This is a genomic window from Noviherbaspirillum denitrificans, assembly GCF_002211445.1.
Classification (GTDB): domain Bacteria; phylum Pseudomonadota; class Gammaproteobacteria; order Burkholderiales; family Burkholderiaceae_D; genus Noviherbaspirillum; species Noviherbaspirillum denitrificans.
Genome location: NZ_LSTO01000004.1, coordinates 41,267 through 63,461 on the forward strand (window position 1 = coordinate 41,267; position 22,195 = coordinate 63,461).

Annotated in this window: 23 protein-coding genes and 1 pseudogene; 14 read left to right on the forward strand and 10 right to left on the reverse strand. The window is 58.7% G+C overall.

Annotation, left to right across the window (positions count from 1 at the left end; genetic code table 11):
• Positions 1–44: 44 nt before the first annotated feature.
• The 6 genes from AYR66_RS25435 to AYR66_RS25460 all read right to left on the reverse strand — a co-directional run bounded on the left by AYR66_RS25435 (position 45) and on the right by AYR66_RS25460 (position 6,994).
• Positions 45–1,583: a 2-isopropylmalate synthase gene (locus AYR66_RS25435; RefSeq protein ID WP_088710399.1), complete on the reverse strand. Its 1,539-nt coding sequence runs from the start codon at positions 1,581–1,583 to the stop codon at positions 45–47.
• Positions 1,584–1,878: 295 nt separating this feature from the next.
• On the reverse strand, positions 1,879–2,757 hold the full coding sequence (gene pssA, locus AYR66_RS25440; protein WP_088710375.1) for a CDP-diacylglycerol--serine O-phosphatidyltransferase: 879 nt from the start codon (positions 2,755–2,757) through the stop codon (positions 1,879–1,881).
• A 141-nt stretch (positions 2,758–2,898) separates the two neighbouring features.
• Positions 2,899–3,642 (reverse strand): SIMPL domain-containing protein, encoded by a 744-nt coding sequence (locus tag AYR66_RS25445; RefSeq protein WP_088710376.1) that lies wholly within the window; start codon positions 3,640–3,642, stop codon positions 2,899–2,901.
• Between the two features lie 93 nt (positions 3,643–3,735).
• Entirely contained in the window at positions 3,736–4,752 is a 1,017-nt protein-coding gene (gene ilvC / locus AYR66_RS25450) for a ketol-acid reductoisomerase (protein WP_088710377.1), read from the reverse strand.
• Between the two features lie 35 nt (positions 4,753–4,787).
• Entirely contained in the window at positions 4,788–5,279 is a 492-nt protein-coding gene (gene ilvN, locus AYR66_RS25455) for an acetolactate synthase small subunit (protein ID WP_088710378.1), read from the reverse strand.
• On the reverse strand, positions 5,279–6,994 hold the full coding sequence (locus AYR66_RS25460; RefSeq protein WP_088710379.1) for an acetolactate synthase 3 catalytic subunit: 1,716 nt from the start codon (positions 6,992–6,994) through the stop codon (positions 5,279–5,281). The genes ilvN and AYR66_RS25460 overlap by 1 nt, the downstream gene beginning before the upstream one ends.
• Before the next feature lie 509 nt (positions 6,995–7,503).
• Here AYR66_RS25460 and AYR66_RS25465 point away from each other — a divergent pair.
• From AYR66_RS25465 to AYR66_RS25495, 7 genes are all read left to right on the forward strand, one after another.
• The gene (locus tag AYR66_RS25465) at positions 7,504–8,073 is read left to right on the forward strand and encodes an RNA polymerase sigma factor (RefSeq protein WP_088710380.1); all 570 of its coding nucleotides are present in this window, start codon (positions 7,504–7,506) and stop codon (positions 8,071–8,073) included.
• Positions 8,070–8,471 carry a DUF3619 family protein gene (locus AYR66_RS25470; RefSeq protein ID WP_088710381.1) on the forward strand — a complete coding sequence of 134 codons (402 nt, stop codon included), beginning with the start codon at positions 8,070–8,072 and terminating at the stop codon, positions 8,469–8,471. The genes AYR66_RS25465 and AYR66_RS25470 overlap by 4 nt, the downstream gene beginning before the upstream one ends.
• 1 nt (position 8,472) lies before the next feature.
• Positions 8,473–9,093 carry a DUF3106 domain-containing protein gene (locus AYR66_RS25475; RefSeq protein ID WP_234815087.1) on the forward strand — a complete coding sequence of 207 codons (621 nt, stop codon included), beginning with the start codon at positions 8,473–8,475 and terminating at the stop codon, positions 9,091–9,093.
• Between the two features lie 9 nt (positions 9,094–9,102).
• Positions 9,103–9,609, forward strand: coding sequence for an RDD family protein (locus tag AYR66_RS25480; protein WP_088710383.1), 507 nt, complete (start codon positions 9,103–9,105; stop codon positions 9,607–9,609).
• Positions 9,610–9,822: 213 nt separating this feature from the next.
• Entirely contained in the window at positions 9,823–10,338 is a 516-nt protein-coding gene (locus AYR66_RS25485; RefSeq protein WP_088710384.1) for a hypothetical protein, read from the forward strand.
• 8 nt (positions 10,339–10,346) lie between these two features.
• Complete coding sequence (locus tag AYR66_RS25490; RefSeq protein ID WP_088710385.1) at positions 10,347–11,984, forward strand: GMC family oxidoreductase; 1,638 nt, start codon at positions 10,347–10,349, stop codon at positions 11,982–11,984.
• Positions 11,985–11,987: 3 nt separating this feature from the next.
• On the forward strand, positions 11,988–12,959 hold the full coding sequence (locus tag AYR66_RS25495) for an esterase/lipase family protein (protein ID WP_088710386.1): 972 nt from the start codon (positions 11,988–11,990) through the stop codon (positions 12,957–12,959).
• Here the strand turns inward: AYR66_RS25495 and AYR66_RS25500 are convergent.
• Both AYR66_RS25500 and AYR66_RS25505 read right to left on the reverse strand, forming a co-directional pair.
• Positions 12,937–13,902 carry a magnesium and cobalt transport protein CorA gene (locus AYR66_RS25500; protein ID WP_088710387.1) on the reverse strand — a complete coding sequence of 322 codons (966 nt, stop codon included), beginning with the start codon at positions 13,900–13,902 and terminating at the stop codon, positions 12,937–12,939. The two genes, AYR66_RS25495 and AYR66_RS25500, sit on opposite strands and share 23 nt — an antisense overlap.
• An 83-nt stretch (positions 13,903–13,985) precedes the next feature.
• Complete coding sequence (locus tag AYR66_RS25505; protein ID WP_088710388.1) at positions 13,986–14,642, reverse strand: VOC family protein; 657 nt, start codon at positions 14,640–14,642, stop codon at positions 13,986–13,988.
• Between the two features lie 91 nt (positions 14,643–14,733).
• Between AYR66_RS25505 and AYR66_RS25510 the strand changes: the two genes are divergently transcribed.
• The 4 genes from AYR66_RS25510 to AYR66_RS25525 all read left to right on the forward strand — a co-directional run bounded on the left by AYR66_RS25510 (position 14,734) and on the right by AYR66_RS25525 (position 17,390).
• Complete coding sequence (locus tag AYR66_RS25510; protein WP_088710389.1) at positions 14,734–15,204, forward strand: fasciclin domain-containing protein; 471 nt, start codon at positions 14,734–14,736, stop codon at positions 15,202–15,204.
• Positions 15,205–15,349: 145 nt separating this feature from the next.
• Positions 15,350–15,844, forward strand: coding sequence for a phasin family protein (locus AYR66_RS25515; protein ID WP_088710390.1), 495 nt, complete (start codon positions 15,350–15,352; stop codon positions 15,842–15,844).
• Between the two features lie 241 nt (positions 15,845–16,085).
• The gene (locus AYR66_RS25520) at positions 16,086–16,751 is read left to right on the forward strand and encodes a TetR/AcrR family transcriptional regulator (protein ID WP_088710391.1); all 666 of its coding nucleotides are present in this window, start codon (positions 16,086–16,088) and stop codon (positions 16,749–16,751) included.
• Positions 16,752–16,796: 45 nt separating this feature from the next.
• Positions 16,797–17,390, forward strand: a complete 594-nt coding sequence (locus AYR66_RS25525; protein WP_088710392.1) for an LOG family protein — start codon at positions 16,797–16,799, stop codon at positions 17,388–17,390.
• Between the two features lie 45 nt (positions 17,391–17,435).
• Here AYR66_RS25525 and AYR66_RS25530 read toward each other — a convergent pair whose 3' ends face one another.
• Positions 17,436–18,086, reverse strand: coding sequence for a tetratricopeptide repeat protein (locus tag AYR66_RS25530; protein ID WP_088710393.1), 651 nt, complete (start codon positions 18,084–18,086; stop codon positions 17,436–17,438).
• A 44-nt stretch (positions 18,087–18,130) separates the two neighbouring features.
• Positions 18,131–19,396 carry a cystathionine gamma-synthase family protein gene (locus AYR66_RS25535; protein WP_088710400.1) on the reverse strand — a complete coding sequence of 422 codons (1,266 nt, stop codon included), beginning with the start codon at positions 19,394–19,396 and terminating at the stop codon, positions 18,131–18,133.
• Between the two features lie 312 nt (positions 19,397–19,708).
• On the opposite strand from AYR66_RS25535, the gene AYR66_RS25540 reads away from it, so the two are divergent.
• The 3 genes and pseudogenes from AYR66_RS25540 to AYR66_RS30250 form a co-directional block, all read left to right on the forward strand.
• Positions 19,709–21,559: a PAS domain S-box protein gene (locus AYR66_RS25540; protein WP_088710394.1), complete on the forward strand. Its 1,851-nt coding sequence runs from the start codon at positions 19,709–19,711 to the stop codon at positions 21,557–21,559.
• A gap of 42 nt (positions 21,560–21,601) precedes the next feature.
• Complete coding sequence (locus AYR66_RS25545) at positions 21,602–22,042, forward strand: response regulator (protein ID WP_234815089.1); 441 nt, start codon at positions 21,602–21,604, stop codon at positions 22,040–22,042.
• A 28-nt stretch (positions 22,043–22,070) separates the two neighbouring features.
• Positions 22,071–22,195: pseudogene (locus AYR66_RS30250) on the forward strand (hypothetical protein); the annotation flags it as partial.

Consider the following 22,195-nt stretch of genomic DNA (forward strand, 5'->3'; position numbering starts at 1 on the left):
AAACGCCCGCGTGAAGGCGGGCGTTTTTGCTGTCCGATCAGTGCTCAGAGCTGCGGATTGAGCTTGTCGACCTTGGAGTGCAGCTTGTTCAGCGCGGAGAGGTAAGCCTTTGCCGAGGCAACCACGATATCGGGATCTGCGCCGACACCGTTGACGATACGGCCGGCCTTCGACAGACGCATCGTCACTTCACCCTGGGACTGCGTGCCGGTGGTGATCGCATTGACAGAGAACAGCAGCAGTTCGGAGCCGCTCTTGGCTTCCGACTCGATGGCATTTACCGTGGCGTCGACCGGGCCATTGCCCTGCCCTTCGCAAGCCAGCTCCTTGCCCCCCATGGTGAACACCACTTTCGCCGTCGGACGCTCGCCGGTTTCGGAGTGCTGGCGCAGCGACACGAAACGGTAGTGTTCGTTGTCGTGCGAGTGCTGTTCATCGGCCACCAGCGCGATGATGTCCTCGTCGAAAATTTCCGCCTTGCGGTCGGCAAGTTCCTTGAATCGGGCAAATGCGGCATTCACTTCCGTCTCGGATTCGAGTTCGATGCCAAGCTCTTCCAGGCGCTGCTTGAACGCGTTGCGGCCGGAGAGTTTGCCGAGCACGATCTTGTTTGCGGTCCAGCCCACATCTTCCGCACGCATGATTTCATAGGTATCGCGCGCCTTGAGGACGCCATCCTGGTGGATACCGGACGCATGGGCGAAGGCATTGGCGCCGACCACGGCCTTGTTCGGCTGCACTGCGAAGCCGGTGATCTGCGAGACGAGCTTCGATGCCGGGACGATCTGGGTCGTGTCGATGCCGACGTCGAGCCTGAAGTAATCCTTGCGCGTCTTCACTGCCATCACGACTTCTTCGAGCGAGGTATTGCCGGCACGTTCGCCAAGTCCATTGATGGTGCATTCGATCTGGCGCGCGCCGCCGATCATGATGCCTGCAAGGGAGTTCGCCACCGCCATGCCGAGGTCGTTGTGGCAGTGCACGGACCAGACCGCCTTGTCGGAATTCGGGATGCGCTCGCGCAGGGTTTTGAGCATGTTGCCGTACAACTCGGGCACACCGTAACCGACGGTGTCGGCGAAGTTGATGGTGGTCGCGCCCTCATTGATCACAGTCTCAAGGACGCGGCAGAGGAAGTCGATGTCGGAACGGCTGCCGTCTTCCGGGCTGAACTCGACATCGTCGGTGAAGTTGCGTGCGAAGCGCACTGCCTGCTTCGCCTGTTCGAGCACCTGCTCGGGCGACATGCGCAGCTTCTTCTCCATATGGAGCGGCGAGGTCGCGATGAAGGTATGGATACGCTTGCGTGCTGCCGGCGCCAAGGCTTCCGCAGCGCGCGCAATATCGCGGTCGTTTGCACGGGAGAGCGAGCAGACGGTCGATTCCTTGATGATCCCAGCGATCGCCTTGATCGATTCGAAGTCGCCCGGGGAGGCAGCGGCAAAACCGGCTTCGATCACGTCCACGCGCAGGCGCTCCAGCTGCTTCGCAATGCGGATTTTTTCATCCTTGGTCATCGAAGCGCCGGGCGATTGTTCGCCGTCACGCAAGGTTGTGTCGAAAATGATCAGTTTGTCGGCCATGCTGCTCTCCTTGAGGAAAATACGGAAATCGGTTGCTGCCGAATGGTCCTTCGCCTGCCCTTGCCTGATCGGCATGAGCGAGGGACTACTCGAATTGTGGGGGTATGGGATTTAGCGCGCGTTAACGCACTAGTAGCGACAGCAGCAGACCTGCCAGCAGGTTGCTGAAGAAAGCGGATGCGGAAATGTGGATTTCGCGGGACATGCCGAAAACTATAAGCGTAATCATGGAAAAGTGCAACAGGCTATCGAAAAGGCGGCAATTCGGCATGTTTGCCGCCTTTTCGATCGTGCGTCAGTCTTTGCCGTCGTGGTGTTCGACTTCCGAAGTCTGCACGATGCTGACCGGTTTTCCCTTGGCAAGGCGCCAGAAAAAGATCGCGTAGCCAGACAATCCATACAGAACGAACATGCCGAACAGCACTTTCGGCGGATCGCTTGATACCAGCACGAAGATAAGCACGATCACGAAGATTGCGATGAAGGGCACCGACTTCTTGAAGTTGATTTCCTTAAAGCTGTAGAACGGCACGTTCGTGACCATCGTGAGGCCGGCATACAGGGTGATGGCCCATGCGTACCAGCTCAGGTTCTGCCCCTCGAAACCAAGATCATGCATCAGCCAGATGAATCCCGTGACCAGCGCGGCGGCAGCCGGGCTAGGCAAGCCCTGGAAGTAGCGCTTGTCGACGACGCCAATGTTGGTATTGAAGCGGGCCAGGCGTAGAGCCGCACCCGCGCAATACACAAAGGCCGCAAGCCAGCCGAGCTTGCCGAGGCCGCGGAGCGACCATTCATAGACGACCAGTGCCGGCGCCGCGCCAAAGGACAGCATGTCGGACAGGCTGTCGTATTGCGCGCCGAATTCGCTCTGCGTGTTGGTCAGGCGAGCAACACGTCCGTCGACGCTGTCGAGCAGCATCGCAGCAAAGATGGCGACTGCTGCATAGTCGTATTTCAGGTTCATTGCCATCACGATGGCGAAAAAACCGGCGAACAGGTTCGCGGTGGTGAATGCGTTCGGCAGCAGGTAAATCCCCCGACGGCGCAGGGTTGGCGCGCTCGGCGCCTCGTCAATTGCTGTCGGCGCGTGGTGGGCTATGCGTTTATTCCAGCGCGCCTTGAGGGGCGCACCGGGGTTTGATTTTGATTTGCGGCGATTGAAGGTTGCCATTCCAAATCCGTTTCACTTGTTTGCCAATATGATTACAGATTGGCCGGAATTGTTTCCAGTGCAAATATCAAGTAATGCAATGGGGAAAATAAAAAGCGTGGGTATTCTAGACGACCGGACAATAAATGTAACCTTCCGACATCAACGGAAGCGAAGCTTGCCCACCACCCGCATACCCTGTGTCGTCTCGCCAGGCTCGAAACTCGGCTCCTCCACCTGCATGGCCTCCATCGGCGCGGCCGCCCGCATCGCCTTCGCCGATGGCGGGGCATCCTGCGCATAGGCGCCGGAAGCTTCGAAATCCACGGTTTCGAGCGTGGCATCCGCGGGATTCCGGCCCATTGCCTTTGCGACGGCAGTGATGCGGTCGGTCAGGTTGCGATAGGCGGCGGCGATGCGCTGCTCTTCAAGCTTTCTGCTGCTTGCTTCGGTGAGCCCGAAGTGCAAGTTGTTCAGGGCAAGGATGCGTTGTGCAGCGGCGATGCTTTTCGGAAGACCTGCCAGGTTCGGGGTCGTGATTTCGAGGTATTGCCCGACACGCCAGCTCGCTGGTTGCCGTCCGCGGTTGTTCTGGCGAGTCTGGATGGAATCGTCGGCGTACACCGGATAGGTGTAGTAACCACGGGTCTTCAGCACAGCCTGCGGGTCTTCCTTGCGAATGAGGTCAGTGCCCTGCTTCATTTTCAGGTTGACTCGGGATGCGGCGGCTGCCTTGTCCTTGTCCTGCTCTTCGATCATGAAGGTGGCACGCGCCTCGTCATTGGCCTGCTTGACTTCACCGTAGGCGGGAACGATGACCAGCGTCCCGCTTGTCTGTGTCACAGTCTGCGCGCCAACAGCGCCGGCAAAGGCAAGAGACATGAGCGCTACAAGAAAACGTGCCATGCGATCCTCCGAAAAAAATGGGGCGCATCCCATGATGCGCCCCATTCATTGTACTCAAGCCAGGCAATCTTAACGATTGCCAATGACTTTTGCTTAGTTCTTGGTCTGATCGACCAGCTTGTTCTTCTTGATCCACGGCATCATCGCGCGCAGCTTCTCGCCAACTTGCTCGATCTGGTGCTCGGAGGTCAGGCGGCGGCGGGAAATCAGGGTCGGTGCACCGGCCTTGTTTTCCAGGATGAAGCTCTTCGCGTATTCGCCGGTCTGGATGTCCTTCAGGCACTGACGCATCGCGTTCTTGGTGTCTTCAGTAACGACGCGCGGGCCGGTGACATACTCGCCGTATTCAGCGTTGTTCGAGATCGAGTAGTTCATGTTGGCGATGCCGCCTTCGTAGATCAGATCGACGATCAGCTTCAGCTCGTGCAGGCACTCGAAGTAAGCCATTTCCGGAGCATAGCCGGCTTCAACCAGCGTCTCGAAACCAGCCTTGATCAGCTCGACGGTACCGCCGCAGAGAACTGCCTGCTCGCCGAACAGATCGGTCTCGGTCTCTTCGCGGAAGTTGGTTTCGATGATGCCGGCACGGCCGCCGCCGTTTGCCATCGCATACGACAGGGCGATGTCACGGGCGCTGCCGGACTTGTCCTGGTACACAGCGACCAGATGCGGCACGCCGCCGCCCTGAGCATAGGTACCGCGAACGGTGTGACCCGGTGCCTTCGGTGCAACCATGATGACATCGAGGTCGGCACGCGGCACAACCTGGCCGTAGTGGACATTGAAGCCGTGGGCGAATGCCAGCACTGCGCCCTGCTTCGCGTTCGGGGCGACGTTTTCGGTGTAGACCTGGGCGATGTTCTCGTCCGGCAGCAGGATCATGATGACGTCGGCGGCCTTGACCGCCTCGTTCACTTCAGCGACGTTCAGACCGGCGTTCTTTGCCTTTTCCCAGGAAGCGCCACCCTTGCGCAGGCCGACAGTAACCTTCACACCGGAGTCATTCAGGTTCTGTGCGTGTGCGTGACCTTGCGAACCGTAACCGATGATGGTGACGTTCTTGCCTTTGATGAGGGACAGGTCGCAGTCTTTATCGTAGAAAACTTTCATTTCTTTTCCTAACTTATGGTGTGTTGGTACTGGATTTAAACTTTGAGGATGCGCTCGCCGCGGCCGATGCCCGAGCCGCCGGTACGGACGGTCTCGAGGATCGCGGTACGGTCGATCGATTCGATGAAGGCGTCGAGCTTGGACTTGTTGCCGGTCAGCTCGATGGTGTACGTCTTTTCAGTCACGTCGATGATGCGACCACGGAAAATGTCCGCGGTACGCTTCATTTCTTCGCGTTCCTTGCCGACGGCACGCACCTTGATGAGCATGAGCTCGCGCTCGATGTGTGCGCCTTCGGTCAGGTCGACGACCTTCACGACTTCGATCAGGCGGTTCAGGTGCTTGGTGATCTGCTCGATCACGTCGTCCGAACCGGTCGTCACGATCGTCATGCGTGACAGCGATGTATCCTCGGTCGGTGCCACGGTCAGGGTTTCGATGTTGTAGCCACGGGCGGAGAACAAGCCAACCACACGCGACAGTGCGCCTGCTTCGTTTTCAAGCAAAACAGAGATGATGTGTCGCATTACAGATCCTCCGAACCCAGAAGCATTTCAGTCAAGCCCTTGCCGGCTTTCACCATCGGCCAGACGTTTTCGGTTTGATCCGTAATGAAATTCATGAACACCAGGCGGTCTTTCATGCCGAACGCTTCTTTCAGCGCGCCTTCGACGTCGCCTGGCTTCTCGATCTTCATACCGACGTGGCCATAGGATTCGACCAGCATATTGAAGTCGGGGAGCGAGTCCATGTACGACTCGGAATAGCGCGAGCCGTAATCGATCTGCTGCCACTGGCGCACCATGCCGAGGAAGCGGTTGTTCAGCAGAATGATCTTCGGGGTCAGGTGGTACTGTTTGCAGGTAGCAAGTTCCTGAATGCACATCTGGATCGAGGCTTCGCCGGTGATGCAGGCAACGGTCGAACCCGGGTTGGCCATCTGCACGCCCATTGCGTACGGCAGGCCCACACCCATCGTGCCCAGGCCGCCGGAATTGATCCAGCGGCGCGGCTTGTCGAAGTTGTAGTACTGCGCAGCCCACATCTGGTGCTGGCCGACGTCGGACGTAATGAAGGCGTCACCCTTGGTCACTTCCCACAGCTTGCGCACGACTTCCTGTGGCTTGATGACTTCGTTGGAGGTCGCAAACTTCAGGCAGTCGCGGCCGCGCCATTCGTTGATCTGGCGCCACCAGGCGAAAAGTGCCTGCGCGTTCGGCTTCGTTTCGGAGGCTTCGAGCTGCGACAGCAGTTCGATCAGCACATCCTTGACGTTCCCGACGATGGGAATATCGACCTTCACCCGCTTTGAAATCGACGACGGGTCGATGTCGATGTGGATGATCTTGCGCGGATGGCTGGAGAAGTGCTTCGGGTTGCCGATCACGCGGTCGTCAAAGCGCGCGCCGATGGCGATCAGCACGTCGCAGTGCTGCATGGCCATGTTGGCTTCATAGGTGCCGTGCATGCCGGGCATGCCGACGAACTTGTCGCTCGACGACCTGTAGCCGCCCAGACCCATCAGGGTGTTGGTGCACGGATAGCCAAGCTTGTCGACCAGCTTGTTCAGCTCGGGAGCAGCATTCGCGAGGATGATGCCGCCGCCGGTGTAGATCATCGGGCGTTCCGCGGTGAGCAGCAGCTGGACCGCCTTGCGGATCTGGCCGGAGTGGCCCTTGTCGACCGGCTTGTACGAACGCATCTCGACTTCTTTCGGGTAGTCGAATGCGCACTTCTGGATCGTGATGTCCTTCGGGATATCGACCAGCACGGGGCCCGGACGGCCGGTTGTGGCGATAAAGAAGGCTTTCTTCATCGTCGAGGCCAAGTCCTTGACGTCCTTGACGAGGAAGTTGTGTTTCACGCACGGGCGAGTGATGCCCACGGTGTCGCACTCCTGGAACGCGTCCTGGCCGATTGCATGCGACGGTACCTGGCCGGAAATGATCACCATCGGGATCGAATCCATGTAGGCGGTCGCGAGGCCGGTAACAGCATTCGTCACGCCTGGACCGGAGGTCACGATGGCAACGCCGACCTTTTGCGAGCTGCGCGAATAGGCGTCAGCTGCGTGGATGGCCGCCTGCTCGTGGCGCACCAGGATGTGCTGGAATTTGTCTTGATTGAAGATTGCGTCGTAGATGTAGAGCACTGCGCCGCCGGGATAACCGAACACATGTTCGACGCCTTCCTCGGCAAGGCAACGCACGACTATTTCCGCGCCTGTGATTTCTGAACTCATTGCTAGTCCTTTCAAGGTCCATTGGAGATTGATCGGATGCTCTCTCCTGACGAAAGTCCGTTCGAAACGACAGTGCCTGGGCTTCCCTTGATTGTGCGGTCACGCCGGTTCGTTGCGCACCCGTAGATGCGATTCAAAGCGACGCTGAAGGCGACTCGTTCAGCCGGGGTACCTGAAGTGCCGGTACGGATTTCTCACGCTTTTGGCGTGGGTTAGAGCAAACAGCTTTCAAATATAAAGCGCGTCTGATCGGATGGCGGCATTATGGGCCGCGCGCGAAAAGACAGTCCCTCGGGGATGCGAAGGGACTCATAAGTTAATGCGTCGCACCATTTTGGTCAAGTTAAATTCCACCAAAAGCCTTAGAAATCAAGCGGTTTCCGCAAAATCCGTGCACAGTGCGGGCATTTTTTTGCTAGCATGCGCTCAGTTTTTCGAAAACAAGTGCCGGACAGCATCCGCCCCGCCCTACCGCCCCACTTTGCAGCAGATACGAATCGCCTCTTAGCATGGCAACTGATAAAGAACTCTCCAGCTTCCTGGAAGGCGTGGAACGCAAGGCTTTCAAGCAGGCGGTCTATGCAGTCCGAAAGGATGAAGCCGCGCTGGATATTGTTCAGGATGCAATGATCAAGCTGGCGGAGAAGTACGGCGACAAGCCGGCAGCCGAGCTGCCGATGCTCTTCCAGCGCATCCTGCAAAACACGATCCATGACTACTTCCGCCGCGAGAAAGTGCGCGGAACCTGGGTCAGCCTGTTCTCCGGCATGGGGAACGATCTCGAAGACGCCGACAATTTCGACCTGCTCGAAACCTACGAGGCGGAAGAAGGCACGCAGGCCGCGGAGTCCAGCGCCGACAAGGTCGAACGCGATCAGGTCCTGGCCGCCATCGAGGAAGAAATCCAGAAACTGCCGGCGCGTCAACGCGAGGCCTTCCTCATGCGTTATTGGCAGGATATGGACGTAGCCGAAACGGCTGCTGCAATGGGCTGCTCCGAAGGCAGCGTGAAAACGCACTGTTCGCGTGCGACACATGCCCTGGCGCAGGCGCTGCGGGCCAAGGGAATTACATTATGAACACCAGAGAACTGAATTTCGCGTACAAGGTGCGGCATGCGCTCAATGAGAGCGCCGACAAACTTCCGGCATCCACAGCTGAAAAGCTTGCTTCTGCGCGCAAAATTGCACTCTCCCGTCAAAAGAAGGAATCCGGGCTGCGCGTGCTCGTGACGCGCCCCGTCTTTGCCGGTGACGCCGGCCGCCTGTTCAACGCACCGCTTGCATGGCTCGGCCGGATGGGGACGATGGTCCCGGTAGTTGCGCTGTTTGCTCTTCTGGCAAGCATCTACCAGGTCGAGCAGCGCCATATCAGCGACACGGCGGAAATGGATGTCGCCGTCCTGGCCGACGAATTGCCCCTGTCGGCCTATCTCGACAATGGATTCAACGCCTTCCTGGCGGATCGGGACAAATGATATGGACCGGAAGACATTGAACCGCACCGCCCGCCTCACGCGGGCGGTCTTCTTTTTGGCCGCGCCCCTCATTCTGGCCGTCGGCTTGCAGACTGGTGCAGCCGCCCAGACGGCCCCGGCCCTCACCTCCAAACCCCGGTGGACAGAATTGAATCCGGCCCAGCAGCAAGCATTGGCGCCGCTGGCGACCGAGTGGGATACCCTCGAACCCGTCCGCAAGAACAAGTGGCTTGCGATCGCCAACAAGTTCGGCTCGATGAAGCCTGAAGAGCAGCAGCGCATGCAGGAACGCATGCGCGACTGGGTCCAGCTCACGCCCGAGCAGCGGCGCCTGGCGCGCGAGAATTACGTACGCACCAAGAAACTGGATCCCGACCAGAAGTCCGCGCAGTGGGAGCAATACCAGCAACTGCCGGAAGAAGAAAAAAAGAAGCTGGCCGCCGACACGGCCGCCAAGAAAAAGGTGGCGACCCTGCCACCGCCCGGTACGCAGGACAAGCAGCCCAAGCCGCTGCCGCCGATCAAGGCGACGCCGAAGCCCGTCCTCGAACAATCCGTCACTCCCAAGGCGGCGAGCCAGTCCGCCTTGCAGCCTGCCGCTCCGGCCAACCCGAAACAATAAGCAGAACAATTGAATACCCACGCTACACCTCCGCTGCGGCGGCGTCTCGCCAGCATGCTCTATGAATCGATGCTGATCTTTGCCGTGCTCTTCATCTTCGGCGGCCTGTTTTCCATCGTAATGGAACAGAAGCATGCGCTCTATTTGCGCGGTCTGATGCAAGACTGGCTGCTGTTGTTGCTCGGGCTGTATTTTGTATGGTTCTGGACACATGGCGGGCAAACGCTCGCCATGCAAACCTGGCGCATCCGGCTGGTAACCACAGATGGTTCGCCGGTGGGCATCAAGCGTGCCCTCGGACGCTTTTTCCTGTCCTGGCTATGGGTCATGCCAGGATTGGTGGCGGCATGGGCTTTTGGTGCCAAGGAATGGCTGCTGGTCCTGATCCCCGCTGCCAACGTGGCACTGTGGGCACTGGCGACGTTCCTCGATCCGCAACGGCAATTCCTCCATGACCGCATCGCCGGCACGCGCCTGATCGCGTTTGAACCGACCGGCAAGAAGTCGGCGAAGTAATTCCCTCAACTGCCTGATCCTTCATGCCCTTGAATGCCTTGCATAGGCGTTCGAGGATGCTCTCGCGTTCCTCCGGACTTTCCATACGACGATTCCGCTCCATCTGACTGCATCCATCGCAATAAATGGATGACTAGAGCTAGTGCTCTACTTCGCTTCAATTAGCCAAGGAAGCGTCGGAGTACACTTTAAAAAATAAAGAGAGATGGAGACATGGCAACACATACTTCCCGACGGTCCTTCCTGAAGGTCGGGCTGGCCGGCATCCTTACGCTCGTCGCTGCCGGCAGCCTGTACCGCATGACACGCAAGTCCGACGCAACAGCACCGTTCCGCATGGATGACGAAGCGCGATCCGTGCTCGCGGCCGTCGTGCCGGTGATGCTCAAGGGCGCCATCGCCGGGTCTGCCGACATCGATGCGGCGATATTGCGCATTGACGATGCTATCCATGGACTGCCGCTTACCGCACAGAAGGAAGTGCAGGACTTGTTTGCGCTGCTTGCGCTTGCGCCATCGCGCAGGCTGCTTGCCGGTGTGGCCGACGATTGGCGCGTTGCGAAAGCCGAGGACGTGAACGCATTCCTCCAATCATGGCGCTACAGCCCCATCGCCTTGTTCCAGGGCGCCTATCTCGGCTTGCATGACCTCATCACCGGGTCCTGGTATTCGCATGAGTCCACCTGGGCCGCCATCGGTTATCCGGGCCCGATCAAGGAATTGAGTTGAGAGGCAGCATGACCACAACGCCGCGCACCGTCATTTCCGATCCGATCCAGGCCGGCCTCGCAACTGGATGGAAAGTCATTGATGCTTCCTCCCTGCAGGACAGCAAGCACATCGAGGCCGACGTTGCCGTTATCGGCACTGGAGCGGGAGGAGGCGTGACGGCGGAATTCCTCGCACTTGCGGGCCTGGACGTCGTGCTCGTCGAAGAAGGTCCGCTCAAGTCGTCGAAGGACTTCAAGATGCGCGAGGCGCAGGCCTACCCTGCCCTCTACCAGGAATCAGCGGCGCGCAAGACGAAGGACAAGGCAATCAACATCCTCCAGGGACGCGCAGTTGGTGGGTCGACCACCGTCAATTGGACCACCAGCTTCCGCACGCCGAACAATACGCTCGCGTACTGGCAAAAAAATTTCGGGCTGAAGGACTACTCGCCTGAAGCGTTGGCGCCGTGGTTCGCGCTGATGGAACAGCGCCTGAACATCAGCGCCTGGCTCACGCCGCCCAACGAGAACAACGACCTGCTTAGGCGTGGCGCAGCAAAACTTGGCGTTCCAACCGCCGCCATCAAACGCAACGTGAAGGGTTGCTGGAACCTCGGTTATTGCGGAATGGGCTGCCCGACGAATGCCAAGCAATCGATGCTGGTCACCACTATCCCGTCTGCGTTGATCCATGGCGCGACGCTCATCACCCGGGCGCGTGCCGACCGGCTTGTTCTACAAGGCGACAAGGTGGCCGGACTTGCCTGCATCGCCCTCGATGGCTCCGGCCTGGCACCCACAGGAAAGCGGCTCGAAGTCCGCGCGCGGCATTACGTTGTGGCGGGTGGTGCAATCAACTCGCCGGCGCTATTGATGCGCTCCGGCGCGCCGGACCCGCACAGCTTGATCGGCAAGCGCACCTTCCTGCATCCGACAACCATTTCCGCAGCGTTGTTCGACCACAAGGTGGAAGGCTTTTCCGGCGCGCCGCAATCCGTCTATTCCGACCACTTCCTCGACACGCAGCCCATTGACGGCGCTATCGGCTACAAGCTCGAGGCGCCGCCATTGCATCCCCTGCTCTTCGCATCGACGATGCACGGCTTCGGCGAGAAGCACGCGGAGTCGATGAAACAGTTCGCAAATACGCATGCCCTGCTGGCACTGTTGCGTGACGGCTTCCACGAGCAGTCCGGTGGCGGCGCCGTTCAACTGAAGGACGACGGATCACCTGTTCTCGATTATCCGATCTCGAGTTTCGTCTGGGATGGCGTGCGGCGCTCACTGCTGACGATGGCCGAGATCCAATTCGCCGCCGGTGCGAAAATCGTTTATCCCGTGCATGAAGCAGCCGAAGGCTATACAAGCTGGGAGGCGGCAAGGAAAGCAATCAATGGACTGGTCTACAAGCCTCTGCTGGCGCGTGTTGTATCCGCACATGTGATGGGTGGATGCGCGATGTCGGACGACGTGCGACGTGGCGTCGTGTCATCGAAAGGACGTTACCACGGGCTATCGAACCTGTCGGTACACGACGGATCGATTTTTCCGACTTCCATCGGCGCCAATCCGCAGTTGTCGATCTACGGGATCACGGCTAAGCTGGCAAGTGCACTTGCCGAGGAGCTTACCGGCAAGCCGGCACCCATGCCCAACGCAGCCTGATGCATGATTGTACGAATCACTCGACTATTGCTGCTGTTTCAATTGCTTGCCGCTGCGGTGCTTGCAGTTATCGCAATGCGCCTCTTCCATATTGACAACGGCTTCCTCGCATCGCTTTACGGACTCATCGTAGTTGTTCTCGTCCGGATGGCTATTACTGGCAATAATTTTGTCATCGCTGCGCGTTTTCGCAGCAATACTCCGGCGAGGCACCGTATCGGCACGTGGCAGGCAATTCGGCTTTTTTTTGGCGAATTCCGTGCAACCATGACCGCATCGTCCTGGACCATGCCATTCCGCACGTTTTCGAAGCGAACTGTTGCCGATGCGCGAAGCCTTCCCGTCCTGCTGGTCCATGGTTATGGATGCAACAGCGGTTACTGGCACTCAATGAGCAAGACATTGTGCAAAGCACGCGTCACCCATTACGCAGTCGATCTTGAACCAGTGGTTGGCGGGATCGATGAATACAGTCCCTTGATCCAACGTGCGATCGAAACGCTGTGCCGCGATACGGGCAGCGATCAGGTCATCATCATCGCCCACAGCATGGGCGGACTTGCTTCACGCGCCTACCTGCGCGACTACGGCAGCAAGCGGGTCGCCAGGCTCATTACGCTCGGCACACCGCATCATGGCACCGCCCTTGCGCATTTCGGCGTCGGACTGAACACCCAACAAATGCGATGGACCGTCACGGCACAGGAAGGGGTGGCCAGCGACTGGCTGCTTGCGCTGAAGGCGCGCGAAAGGCCGGAAGTCCGGCGGCGCATCGTGTCGATCTATTCGCATCACGATAACATCATTTCGCCACAGGTTTCCTCTCACCTCGATGGCGCAAAAAACATCGAACTGGGTGGCGTCGGGCACGTCGCGCTGGGCGTCGATCCTGATGTGCAGGCTTTGGTGATCCGCGAAATACGTGAGACATCGGCGCACGCCGATGAACCTGCTAGAGCCAGCCTGATTTCCTGAAGCGCCGGTAAAGGTAAGCGCACAGGCTGGCGATAAACGCCAGTGCAGCGGGATAACCATACTTCCACTTCAATTCAGGCATGACTTCGAAGTTCATGCCCCAGATGCCCACGAAGGCAGTGGCCACCGCGAATATGGCCGCCCATGCGGCGAGCCGCTTGTTGACTTCGCTTTCCTCGATGGTGACCATCGACAGGTTGACCTGGATTGCCGTGGCAATGGTGTCGCGGATGTTGTCGATCGACGTATTGATGCGATAGAGGTGGTCGTACACATCGCGGAAGTATTCCTGCGTGTTCACGCAGACTTGCGGCACGCGCCCGCCGTACAGTCTGGCGGACGCTTCCATCAGCGGAGAAACCGCATGCTTGAGGGTCGTCACCTTGCGCTTGAGCTGGTACAGGCGTTCGATGTTGGCGCGCTGCGAGCCCTTGTTGAATATCTGGTCTTCCACTGTTTCAAGTTCTTCTTCCAGGCTCTCGATGATGGGGAAGTAGCGGTCCACCACCGCGTCCATCAGCGCATAGAAGACGAAGGCCGAGCCCTGCTTCAGCAGTTGCGGCTCGCGTTCGCAACGCGCGCGCACGCCGAGGAAGCCCTGCTCGCTGCCGTTGCGAACCGAGACGACATAATTTTCCTCGACAAAAATATCGAGTTCGCCCACCCGCAATTCGCCGCCGACCATTTCAATGATGTGCACAACGGCGAACAGTAAATTGCCGTACTCCTCGATCTTGGGACGCTGGTGGCCGTGGAGCGCATCTTCAACAGCCAGGTCAGGCAGGTCGAACTCGGCCTGCAGCACCTTGAGTTCCTGCGGCTGGGCATCCTTCAGCGCGACCCAGACGAAACACTCGGGCAAATGGAGGTACTCGTCGATCCTGTCGACCGGCACATCGCTCAGGCGCCTGCCGTCCTGATAGGCAACACAATTGATCAGCATGGAACTCTCCGAAATGCGAACCTTGCACTGTATTCCGGCAGCTTACACGGAATGACACTGCCCTTGCATTGCGGCATGCAAAATCAACGCAGGACAACGGTGCCGTTCGGTGTCGCCAGGTGGGCAACGAGGGATGGATCTCCCTCGCCCTGTCGAATCGCGAGACTCGCATTTTCCTCCAGTCCGATTCTCGTCCATGCGCCGCGCAGTTGCGCAGGCTGGGGATGGAAGGCGTCGAGACGAATCAGACGGCAGTTTGAACGCGGCATGACCTGGGTGGGATGGACGCCTTCCGGCCAGTGAATGATGGTTGGCACCGTGCCGTTTTCCACCAGGCCGCCATCGTCACGGATCGTAATCTGCCACTTCAGCGATCCGCGCTGCATGTGGCGCACCGGCCCAAGCGATGGGAGATTCGTCACTGCGCTGCCGATCTGGTTAGTACGGGCAACGAAGGTGGCGAGGAATGGTCCTTTCGCTGCGCGCCGGCGCTGTTCTTGCCAATCCATTCCGAACCATCGTGGACAATCCGTTGCGCCGGCGGCTGGATTGATGGCGATCACTTCCAGATAGATGCCACCGTCAAGGTTAAGCAAGTAATTGTGTGTGCCGACGCGGACATGTTCACCGCCCCTGGTCAACGTGTCGCCGAATGACTTTTCGCAGAATTCGACACCCTCCTCGAGGTGCTCCGCGACAACGACGATGTGGTCGAGTGTGGTCTGAATGAACTGCAACATTTTCTCCCGCAGTTTGAACTTTTCTATTGCGGCCGCAACATATCAAACAGTACGCGCGCATGCGTCCGTTGCTTTTTAAAAAGGAGGCTTCATGAAACGATCCTGCGTTGCCATCGTATCGACCGTGTTCCTGTCATCCACCTATGCATCCGCATGGGCAGCAGACCTTGTCGAGACCGCTTCCACGTCTGGATCCTTCAAGACTTTCCTGGCCGCTGCAAAGGTTGCCGGGATCACCGATACGCTTAAAAATTCCGGGCCGTACACGGTATTTGCGCCCAGCGACGCCGCCTTCAACCAGCTGCCGCCTGGAACCGTCAATTCCCTCATGAAGGACAAGGCGAAGCTCGTCGAAATACTGTCCCACCATGTCATTCCGGGAAAGGTCACTGTAGCAGAAGTCAAACCGGGGAAAGTGCAGACGATACAGGGAGATACAGTGACGCTGAAGTCCGACAACGGCAAGGTCACAGTGGAAAATGCGAATGTCGTGCAGAGTGACATGATGGCGGACAACGGGGTGATTCATGAGATCGACGCCGTGGTTCTGCCGGAGAAGTGAAATCGCGCACGATCTGCTCTTTCCAATTAGAACGCAGGCTCTACGGGTTTAGAATCCGATCTCTACTTTTGCCGCCTACACTGCCACGATGGAAAAGGTGCGTCGGTGAGGCCGGCGTAGGGTCAACCAACAAGGGGAGCAGTTCGTGGTCAAAAAACTGAAAACACTGGCCAAATCGGACGACGAGCAACTGGCGGAAGTCGTACGCACCTCGGCACAACAGATCTGGCAAGCCGGCCTTGGCGCATTTGCCAAGGCGCAGGAGGAAGGCGGCAAGGTATTTGCCAAACTGGTCAAGGAAGGTTCGGCACTGCAGGAGCGCACCCAGCAGATGGCCAACGGCAAGGTCTCCGACGTGACGGGCACGGTAGTGAAGATTGCGGACAACGTCAGCAAGCAGGCCGCCGGATCCTGGGACAAGCTTGAGCAGGTATTCGAAGACCGCGTGTCACGTTCGCTCAAGAGCCTGGGCGTGCCGACGCAGGAAGATATCCAGACACTGACCCGGCGCATTGAAGAACTGAGCAAGGCAATCGAATCACTCTCGGGCAAGAAGCCGGTTGCGAAGAAAGCGGCGGCCAAGCCGGCAGCGAAAAAGACAGCGAAGAAGGCCACTCCGAGGAAACCCGCAGCGAATTGATCCCCACTATCTGCCTGCGGAAACGCTCCCAACGGCGCCCGGAAATCTCCGCCGGATAGTTGACGGACGCCATTTCTGGATCAAATCAACGGTGTTATGCTAGACCCCGGTTCACAAGTCGCCGAGTACGTGAACGGAGTCTGCCCGGCCCTCCATGCCCGCCGTTTCGACCCGGATGCCCTTCCCGTGCACGGCAATGACTCATATAAAAAATCCAGAATACAAACGGGAGGCAACCAGCATGCAACACAAAGCCCCTCGGCGCACGCGGGAACGGATTCTCGAACTGTCGCTGCGGCTGTTCAACGAATTCGGTGAGCCGAACATCACCACAACCGTTATCGCCGAAGAGATGAACATCTCGCCCGGCAACCTGTATTACCACTTCCGCAACAAGGACGACATCGTCAACTCGCTCTTCGCGCAATTCGAAGCCGAGATCGGGCGCATGCTGGCCGTACCCGCCGACCGCCGCCCCAACATCGAAGACGTATGGCTCTACCTGCACCTGATGTTCGAACTGGTCTGGCGCTATCGCTTCTTTTACCGCGACCTGTCCGACCTCCTGTCGCGCAACCGCAAGCTCGAGCTGCACTTCAAGCAAATCCTCGCGCACAAGACCAAGGTGGCGCAGCAGCTCTGCATGGGCCTGCGCAGCGACCAGGCGCTCGAAGCCAGCGACCATGAAATCGATGCGCTGGCGACGAACATCGTCGTCGTCGCCACCTACTGGCTGTCTTACGAATACGTGCGCAACCCGCGGAAGTACACCGAGCAGGACGCGATGGCGGATGCCCTCGCACGCGGCTGCTACCAGGTGTTGTCGCTGCTCGGTCCCTACCTGCGCGGCGAGACGCACCTGCTCTTTGAAAAGCTGTCTGAGGAATATCTCAAGAAGCTCAAATAATGCCCTCATCGCGTGAGGGAAAATTCCTTTCTACATTCAATCAACATGAAACGAATTTGTGTCTATTGCGGCTCATCCGCCGGTGCATCACCGGCGTATGCAGAAGCCGCGCGCATGCTGGCCAAGGCAATGGTCGACGACCATATCGGGTTGGTATATGGTGGCGGCAACGTCGGCTTGATGGGCGTTATTGCAGATGAGGTCATGCGGCTTGGCGGCGAAGCCATCGGCGTGATTCCCCAGGCACTCATGGACCGCGAAGTGGGCCACAGGGGTCTCAGCCAGCTGCATATCGTCAAGGATATGCATGAGCGCAAGGCGATGATGGCGGAGCTTTCCGATGGATTCATTGCCATGCCGGGAGGGATTGGAACACTCGAAGAACTGTTTGAAGTCTTCACCTGGTCCCAGCTCGGCTTGCATGACAAACCGATCGGCCTGTTGAACGTCAACGGCTATTACGACGGCCTCATCGCCTTCTTGCAGCATGTCGTGGATGAACGATTCCTCCGGAAGGAACAAGCCACGCTGTTATTGAACGATCCCGATCCCGGTACGCTGGTCGCGCGCCTGAGATCATTTGTGCCGCAGCTGCACGAAAAGCTGCTCGATCCGGTTACAGCGGCGAAAATCGTCTAGCAGGCTTCCGGGGCAACGCAGGATGCACGATTGCCTCCTGAGAGATCAATTTCCAAGCTGGCTTAGCCGTCCCTCGACAAAGGCAAGCAACTCGGGGGAGAGGGAATTGGTCCCTCGCGCGCGCCTGAACGCTTCCGCTGCATCCTGGGTACGGCTTTGGGCTTGCAGGGAGATGCCGAGCCCCATCCACCAAATTCCATTTTGCGGAGCGTTCCGCAAGGCGGCCTGATAATGCTCCACGGCTTGCTTGTGCCGGTCGTCGCGCTGCAATAGCGCAGCAAGCAGTGCCTGGTATTCGGAGCGTTCCGCAGCATAGGGCAATGCACGCTCCATGGTTTCGATCGCAGCCCGCAAGTCACCCTTTTGCTGCTGCAATCGCGCAAGAATCATCGCCAGCCCGGACTGCGCTGCATCGAGATCCAATCCTTCACGTGCCAGCGCCACTGCCTCATCAATGCGTTGATTTTCCAGCAGAATCCCGATCAGTGTATGGCGAGCTGCCGGATGCCTGGCGTCGAGCTGCAATGCCGATTCAAGCGCACCGACCGCCTCCGCCCGTTTGCCCTGCTGCAGGGCGCCGACCGCCTTCCTGTACTCGTTTTCAGCCTTCTGGGAAGACGTCAATTCCTTTACTTGCTTGTTGATTGCAGGCAACGCCGACACAACTGGCTCACTCGGGGCGGGCGAGACTGCCATTCAGTTCTATTCTACCCATGAGTTTCCCCGACGAATCGTTTTTATCAAGAAAGTGTGTCGGAACCAGCACTGTCGTTAAGCGCTTGTCCGAAATCGTTCAGCAAATCAACCTGGTCTTCAATGCCTACCGAGACGCGAATGAGTGAATCGGCGATACCCATGCTCGCACGCCGCTCGGCTCCCATTTCATAGAAAATCGTGTGGGCCACGGGAATCACGAGGGTCCGGGTATCACCCAGATTGCTCGCGGCGATCGGTATCGAAAGCCGGTTGAGGAAGTCAAAACAATCTATTCCAGGCACCAGCTCAAAGCTGAACAGGCTGCCGTAGCCACCAAATAATTCCGTCGCCAGCTTGTGCTGCGGATGCGACGGCAATCCAGGGTAATAAACGGCGGCCACGCGCTTGTCCGCCTCCAGCATTCTCGCCAGCGCAAGCGCGTTCGAACATTCCCGCTCCATGCGCAATGCCATCGTCTCGGCACCGACCGCAATATGATGCGCCGCTTCCGGACCAAGCGAGCCGCCGAAATCGCGCAGGCTCTTGGCGCGGATCTGGGCCATGCCCCACTGGCCCGGGACGTAACGTTTGTAGGTATCAAAGATGTTCGGGAACTTGGTCCAGTCGAACAGGCCCGTGTCGGTAAGGCTTCCTCCGAGCGCATTGCCATGCCCGCCAATGGACTTGGTCAAGGCATTGATGACGAGGCTCGCCCCGACCATCTTCGGGCGGAACAGATAAGGCGAGGTCATCGTGTTATCGACGACATACAGGAGGCCCCGATCGCGGCACAACTGTCCGATGCGCTTCAGGTCGGCGACTTGTGTGCGCGGGTTGGCAATGGTTTCGACAAATACCAGGCGTGTCTTCGGCGTGATCGCGGCTTCGACGTTCTTGACGTCGGTCGCGTCAACCATTGAAACATCGATGCCCTGGCCTCCAATTGTCTGCCAGAGGCTGTTGGTGTTGCCGAAGAGAAATGCGGAGGACACGACATGGTCGCCTTCTCGCAAGAGTGCTTGTGCAACTGCTGCGATCGCCGCCATGCCGGTCGAGAAGCAGATGGTCGCCATGCCCTGCTCCATCCGGTTCACCTTGTCTTCCAGCGCGGAGACAGTGGGATTGCCTTGTCGGCCGTAGCGATAGCCCGGCTGCTTGCCCTGGAAAACTTCGGCCAGCTGCCGCGCATCGCGGTAACCAAAGGTCACCGAAGTGTGGATGGGCTTGTGCGGCGAGCCGTGTTCGATCGGCTTCTGGCGATCGCTGTGGAGGATGGAGGTGGTGAAACCGTATTTCTTTGTATCAGTCATGGCAAACAAAAACCCGTTCAGCATGTGCCAGAACGGGTTTGGAGAGGGAATCCGGAATCCGTTTTAGCAGCATTTGTGGTGGGACTTGACCCTGGCGCCCGCAAGCAGAATCAAATCGGCGCAAAGGCTTATCGTAACGCAAATCAGGCGATCCGCAAAACCGGCTGCCGCTGCGAGAAGGGCTACCGAAATCTTTTTGCACTAAACCGGCCATCAGTGATCCTAATCAAATAATAGCCGTTTCCTGACACACATTTGTATCAAGCAGCTATCGTTTAAGGACAGACGCTGCCCGGGGAATTTTCAAGACTTATGCTGACGGACTTTGAGAACCTGGTGCTTCAGGAATCGCCGGACGCGGTCATGATAATCAGCCTTGACGGAACCATCGTCCACTGGACGAACGGTGCGGCAAGCGTGTTCGGCTACACCGGGAGCGAAGTGCTCGGCCAATCCGCGACAGCCTTGCTGGTCCCCGAGGAACGCAGGGAGGACGAGCAGCGCCTCGCCCGTGCACTGATGGACGACGGCATCTGCAGCTACGAGTCCATCCGGCGCAAGAAGGACGGTTCGCTTGTCTACGTCGACATCTCCGCCAAGGCGATCCGGGACGAGCATGGAAGGCCCGCATTCATCCTCAGTAGCCAGAAGGACGTTACCGCACTGAAAGTGTTGCGCGACGCCAAGCTTCTCGAAGCAAAATTCCGCGACCTCCTTGAATCAATGCCGGACGGTATCGTCATGGCCAATTCAACCGGTTACATCGTGCTGGCGAACTCGCAGGCGGAAAAGCTGTTCGGCTACCAACCGGGCGAACTGCGCGGCAAGCCTGTCGAACAGCTGCTCCCGCCTCGCTTCCGCAGCGGGCATGTCGGCTATCGCGGCAGCTACTTCGGACAGCCTCGTGCTCGGGCAATGGGTGCCGGGCTCGAGTTGTTCGGACTGCGCAAGGACAACGTGGAATTCCCTGTCGAAATCAGCCTCAGTCCATTGGAAACGGAGGAAGGCACGCTGGTGATGAGCGCGATCCGCGACATCAGCGAGCGCAAGAAGGCAGAGCAGAAGTTCCGCGGCCTGCTGGAGTCGGCGCCCGATGCCTGCGTCATCGTCAATCGCCAGGGACAGATCGTCCTCGTGAATTCCCAGGCAGAAAAGCTGTTTGGCTACCGCCGCGAAGAACTGCTCGGCAAGAAGGTGGAAGTCCTTGTGCCCGAGCGCTTCGAACGTCGCCATCCCTCGTACCGCGCCGGATTTTTCGAGGAACCGCGCACACGCGCGATGGGGGCCGGCCTCGAACTGTACGGACGCCGCAAGGACGGCAGCGAGTTTCCCGTCGAGATCAGCCTCAGTCCGCTGGAAACCGAGGAGGGCACGCTGGTGTCGAGCGCGATCCGCGACATCACGGAGCGCAAGCACATCGAACGCGCGCTGCACGACAAGAACATCGAACTCGAGAACGCCAATCTTGCCAAGGATCGCTTCCTGGCCAGCATGTCGCATGAACTGCGCACGCCGCTCAATGCGATCATCGGCTTCACCGGTACGCTGCTGATGCGCCTGCCCGGTCCGCTTACCAATGACCAGGAAAAGCAGCTGCGCACCATCCAGACAAGCGCCAAGCACTTGCTGTCGCTCATCAACGATTTACTCGACCTGGCGAAAATCGAATCGGGAAAGATCCGTCTGCATCTCGAACCCATCGCATGCCAGCCGCTGGTGGCCGATATCACTGAAACCCTGTCCCCGCTGGCACGGCAGAAAGGCCTGCGCTTCCGCACCGAATTCCAGCAGCAGGACATTCGTGTCGTCACCGACCAGCGCGCGCTGCGCCAGATCCTCATCAACCTGACAAACAATGCGATCAAGTTCACCGATAGCGGCGAAGTGCGTATTTCGGTGGCAGAACAAGGTCCGGAGGATGGCAACACCGTGCACATCACGGTGACCGACACCGGCGTCGGTATCAGGGCCGAAGACCAGTCCAAGCTGTTCCAGGCCTTCACCCAACTTGATGCAACATCGACGAAGCGCTTTGAGGGTACCGGACTCGGACTGTATCTCTGCCAGAAACTTGCCGACCTGATTGGCGGCACCCTGACGTTACAGAGCCGGCAAGGGGAAGGCAGCGCATTCACGCTGACCTTGCCGAAAGGAATGGCATGAGCCCTGTGCGAATTCGCAAGTCGTGGCACGGAGGAAGGACGATTGCCCAAACGCATCCTTGTGATTGAAGACCATCCGGCGAATATGGAACTCATGGCCTACCTGCTAAAGGCCTATGGGTACGAACTGCTGGCCGCGACAGACGGCGAAAGCGGCTTGGCGGCGGCACATGGCGATTGCCCGGACCTGATCATCTGCGATGTGCACCTGCCACGACTGGATGGTTACGGCGTAATACGCGCCCTGAAGGGTACGCCGGCGCTGCGCGGCATCCCCGCCATCGCCGTCACGGCCCTGGCCATGGTAGGCGACCGCGACAAGCTGCTCGACGCAGGCTTCGACGGCTACATCAGCAAGCCGATCGACCCGGAGACCTTCATCGCCGACATTGCACGATTTCTGCAGAGGCCGGTCGAACAGGAAACGGACGCACCCCGGCACCATGAGAACAGGAGGAAAGATGGCGACCATACTGATCGTTGACGACCATGTACTGAACCGCCAATTTCTGATGGTTCTGCTTGGTTACAGCGGTCACAGCCTGATCGAGGCAGCGGACGGCGCGGCGGGCCTGGACCTCGCGTGCGCCCGCCGGCCCGACCTGGTTATCGCCGACATCCTGATGCCCAACATGGG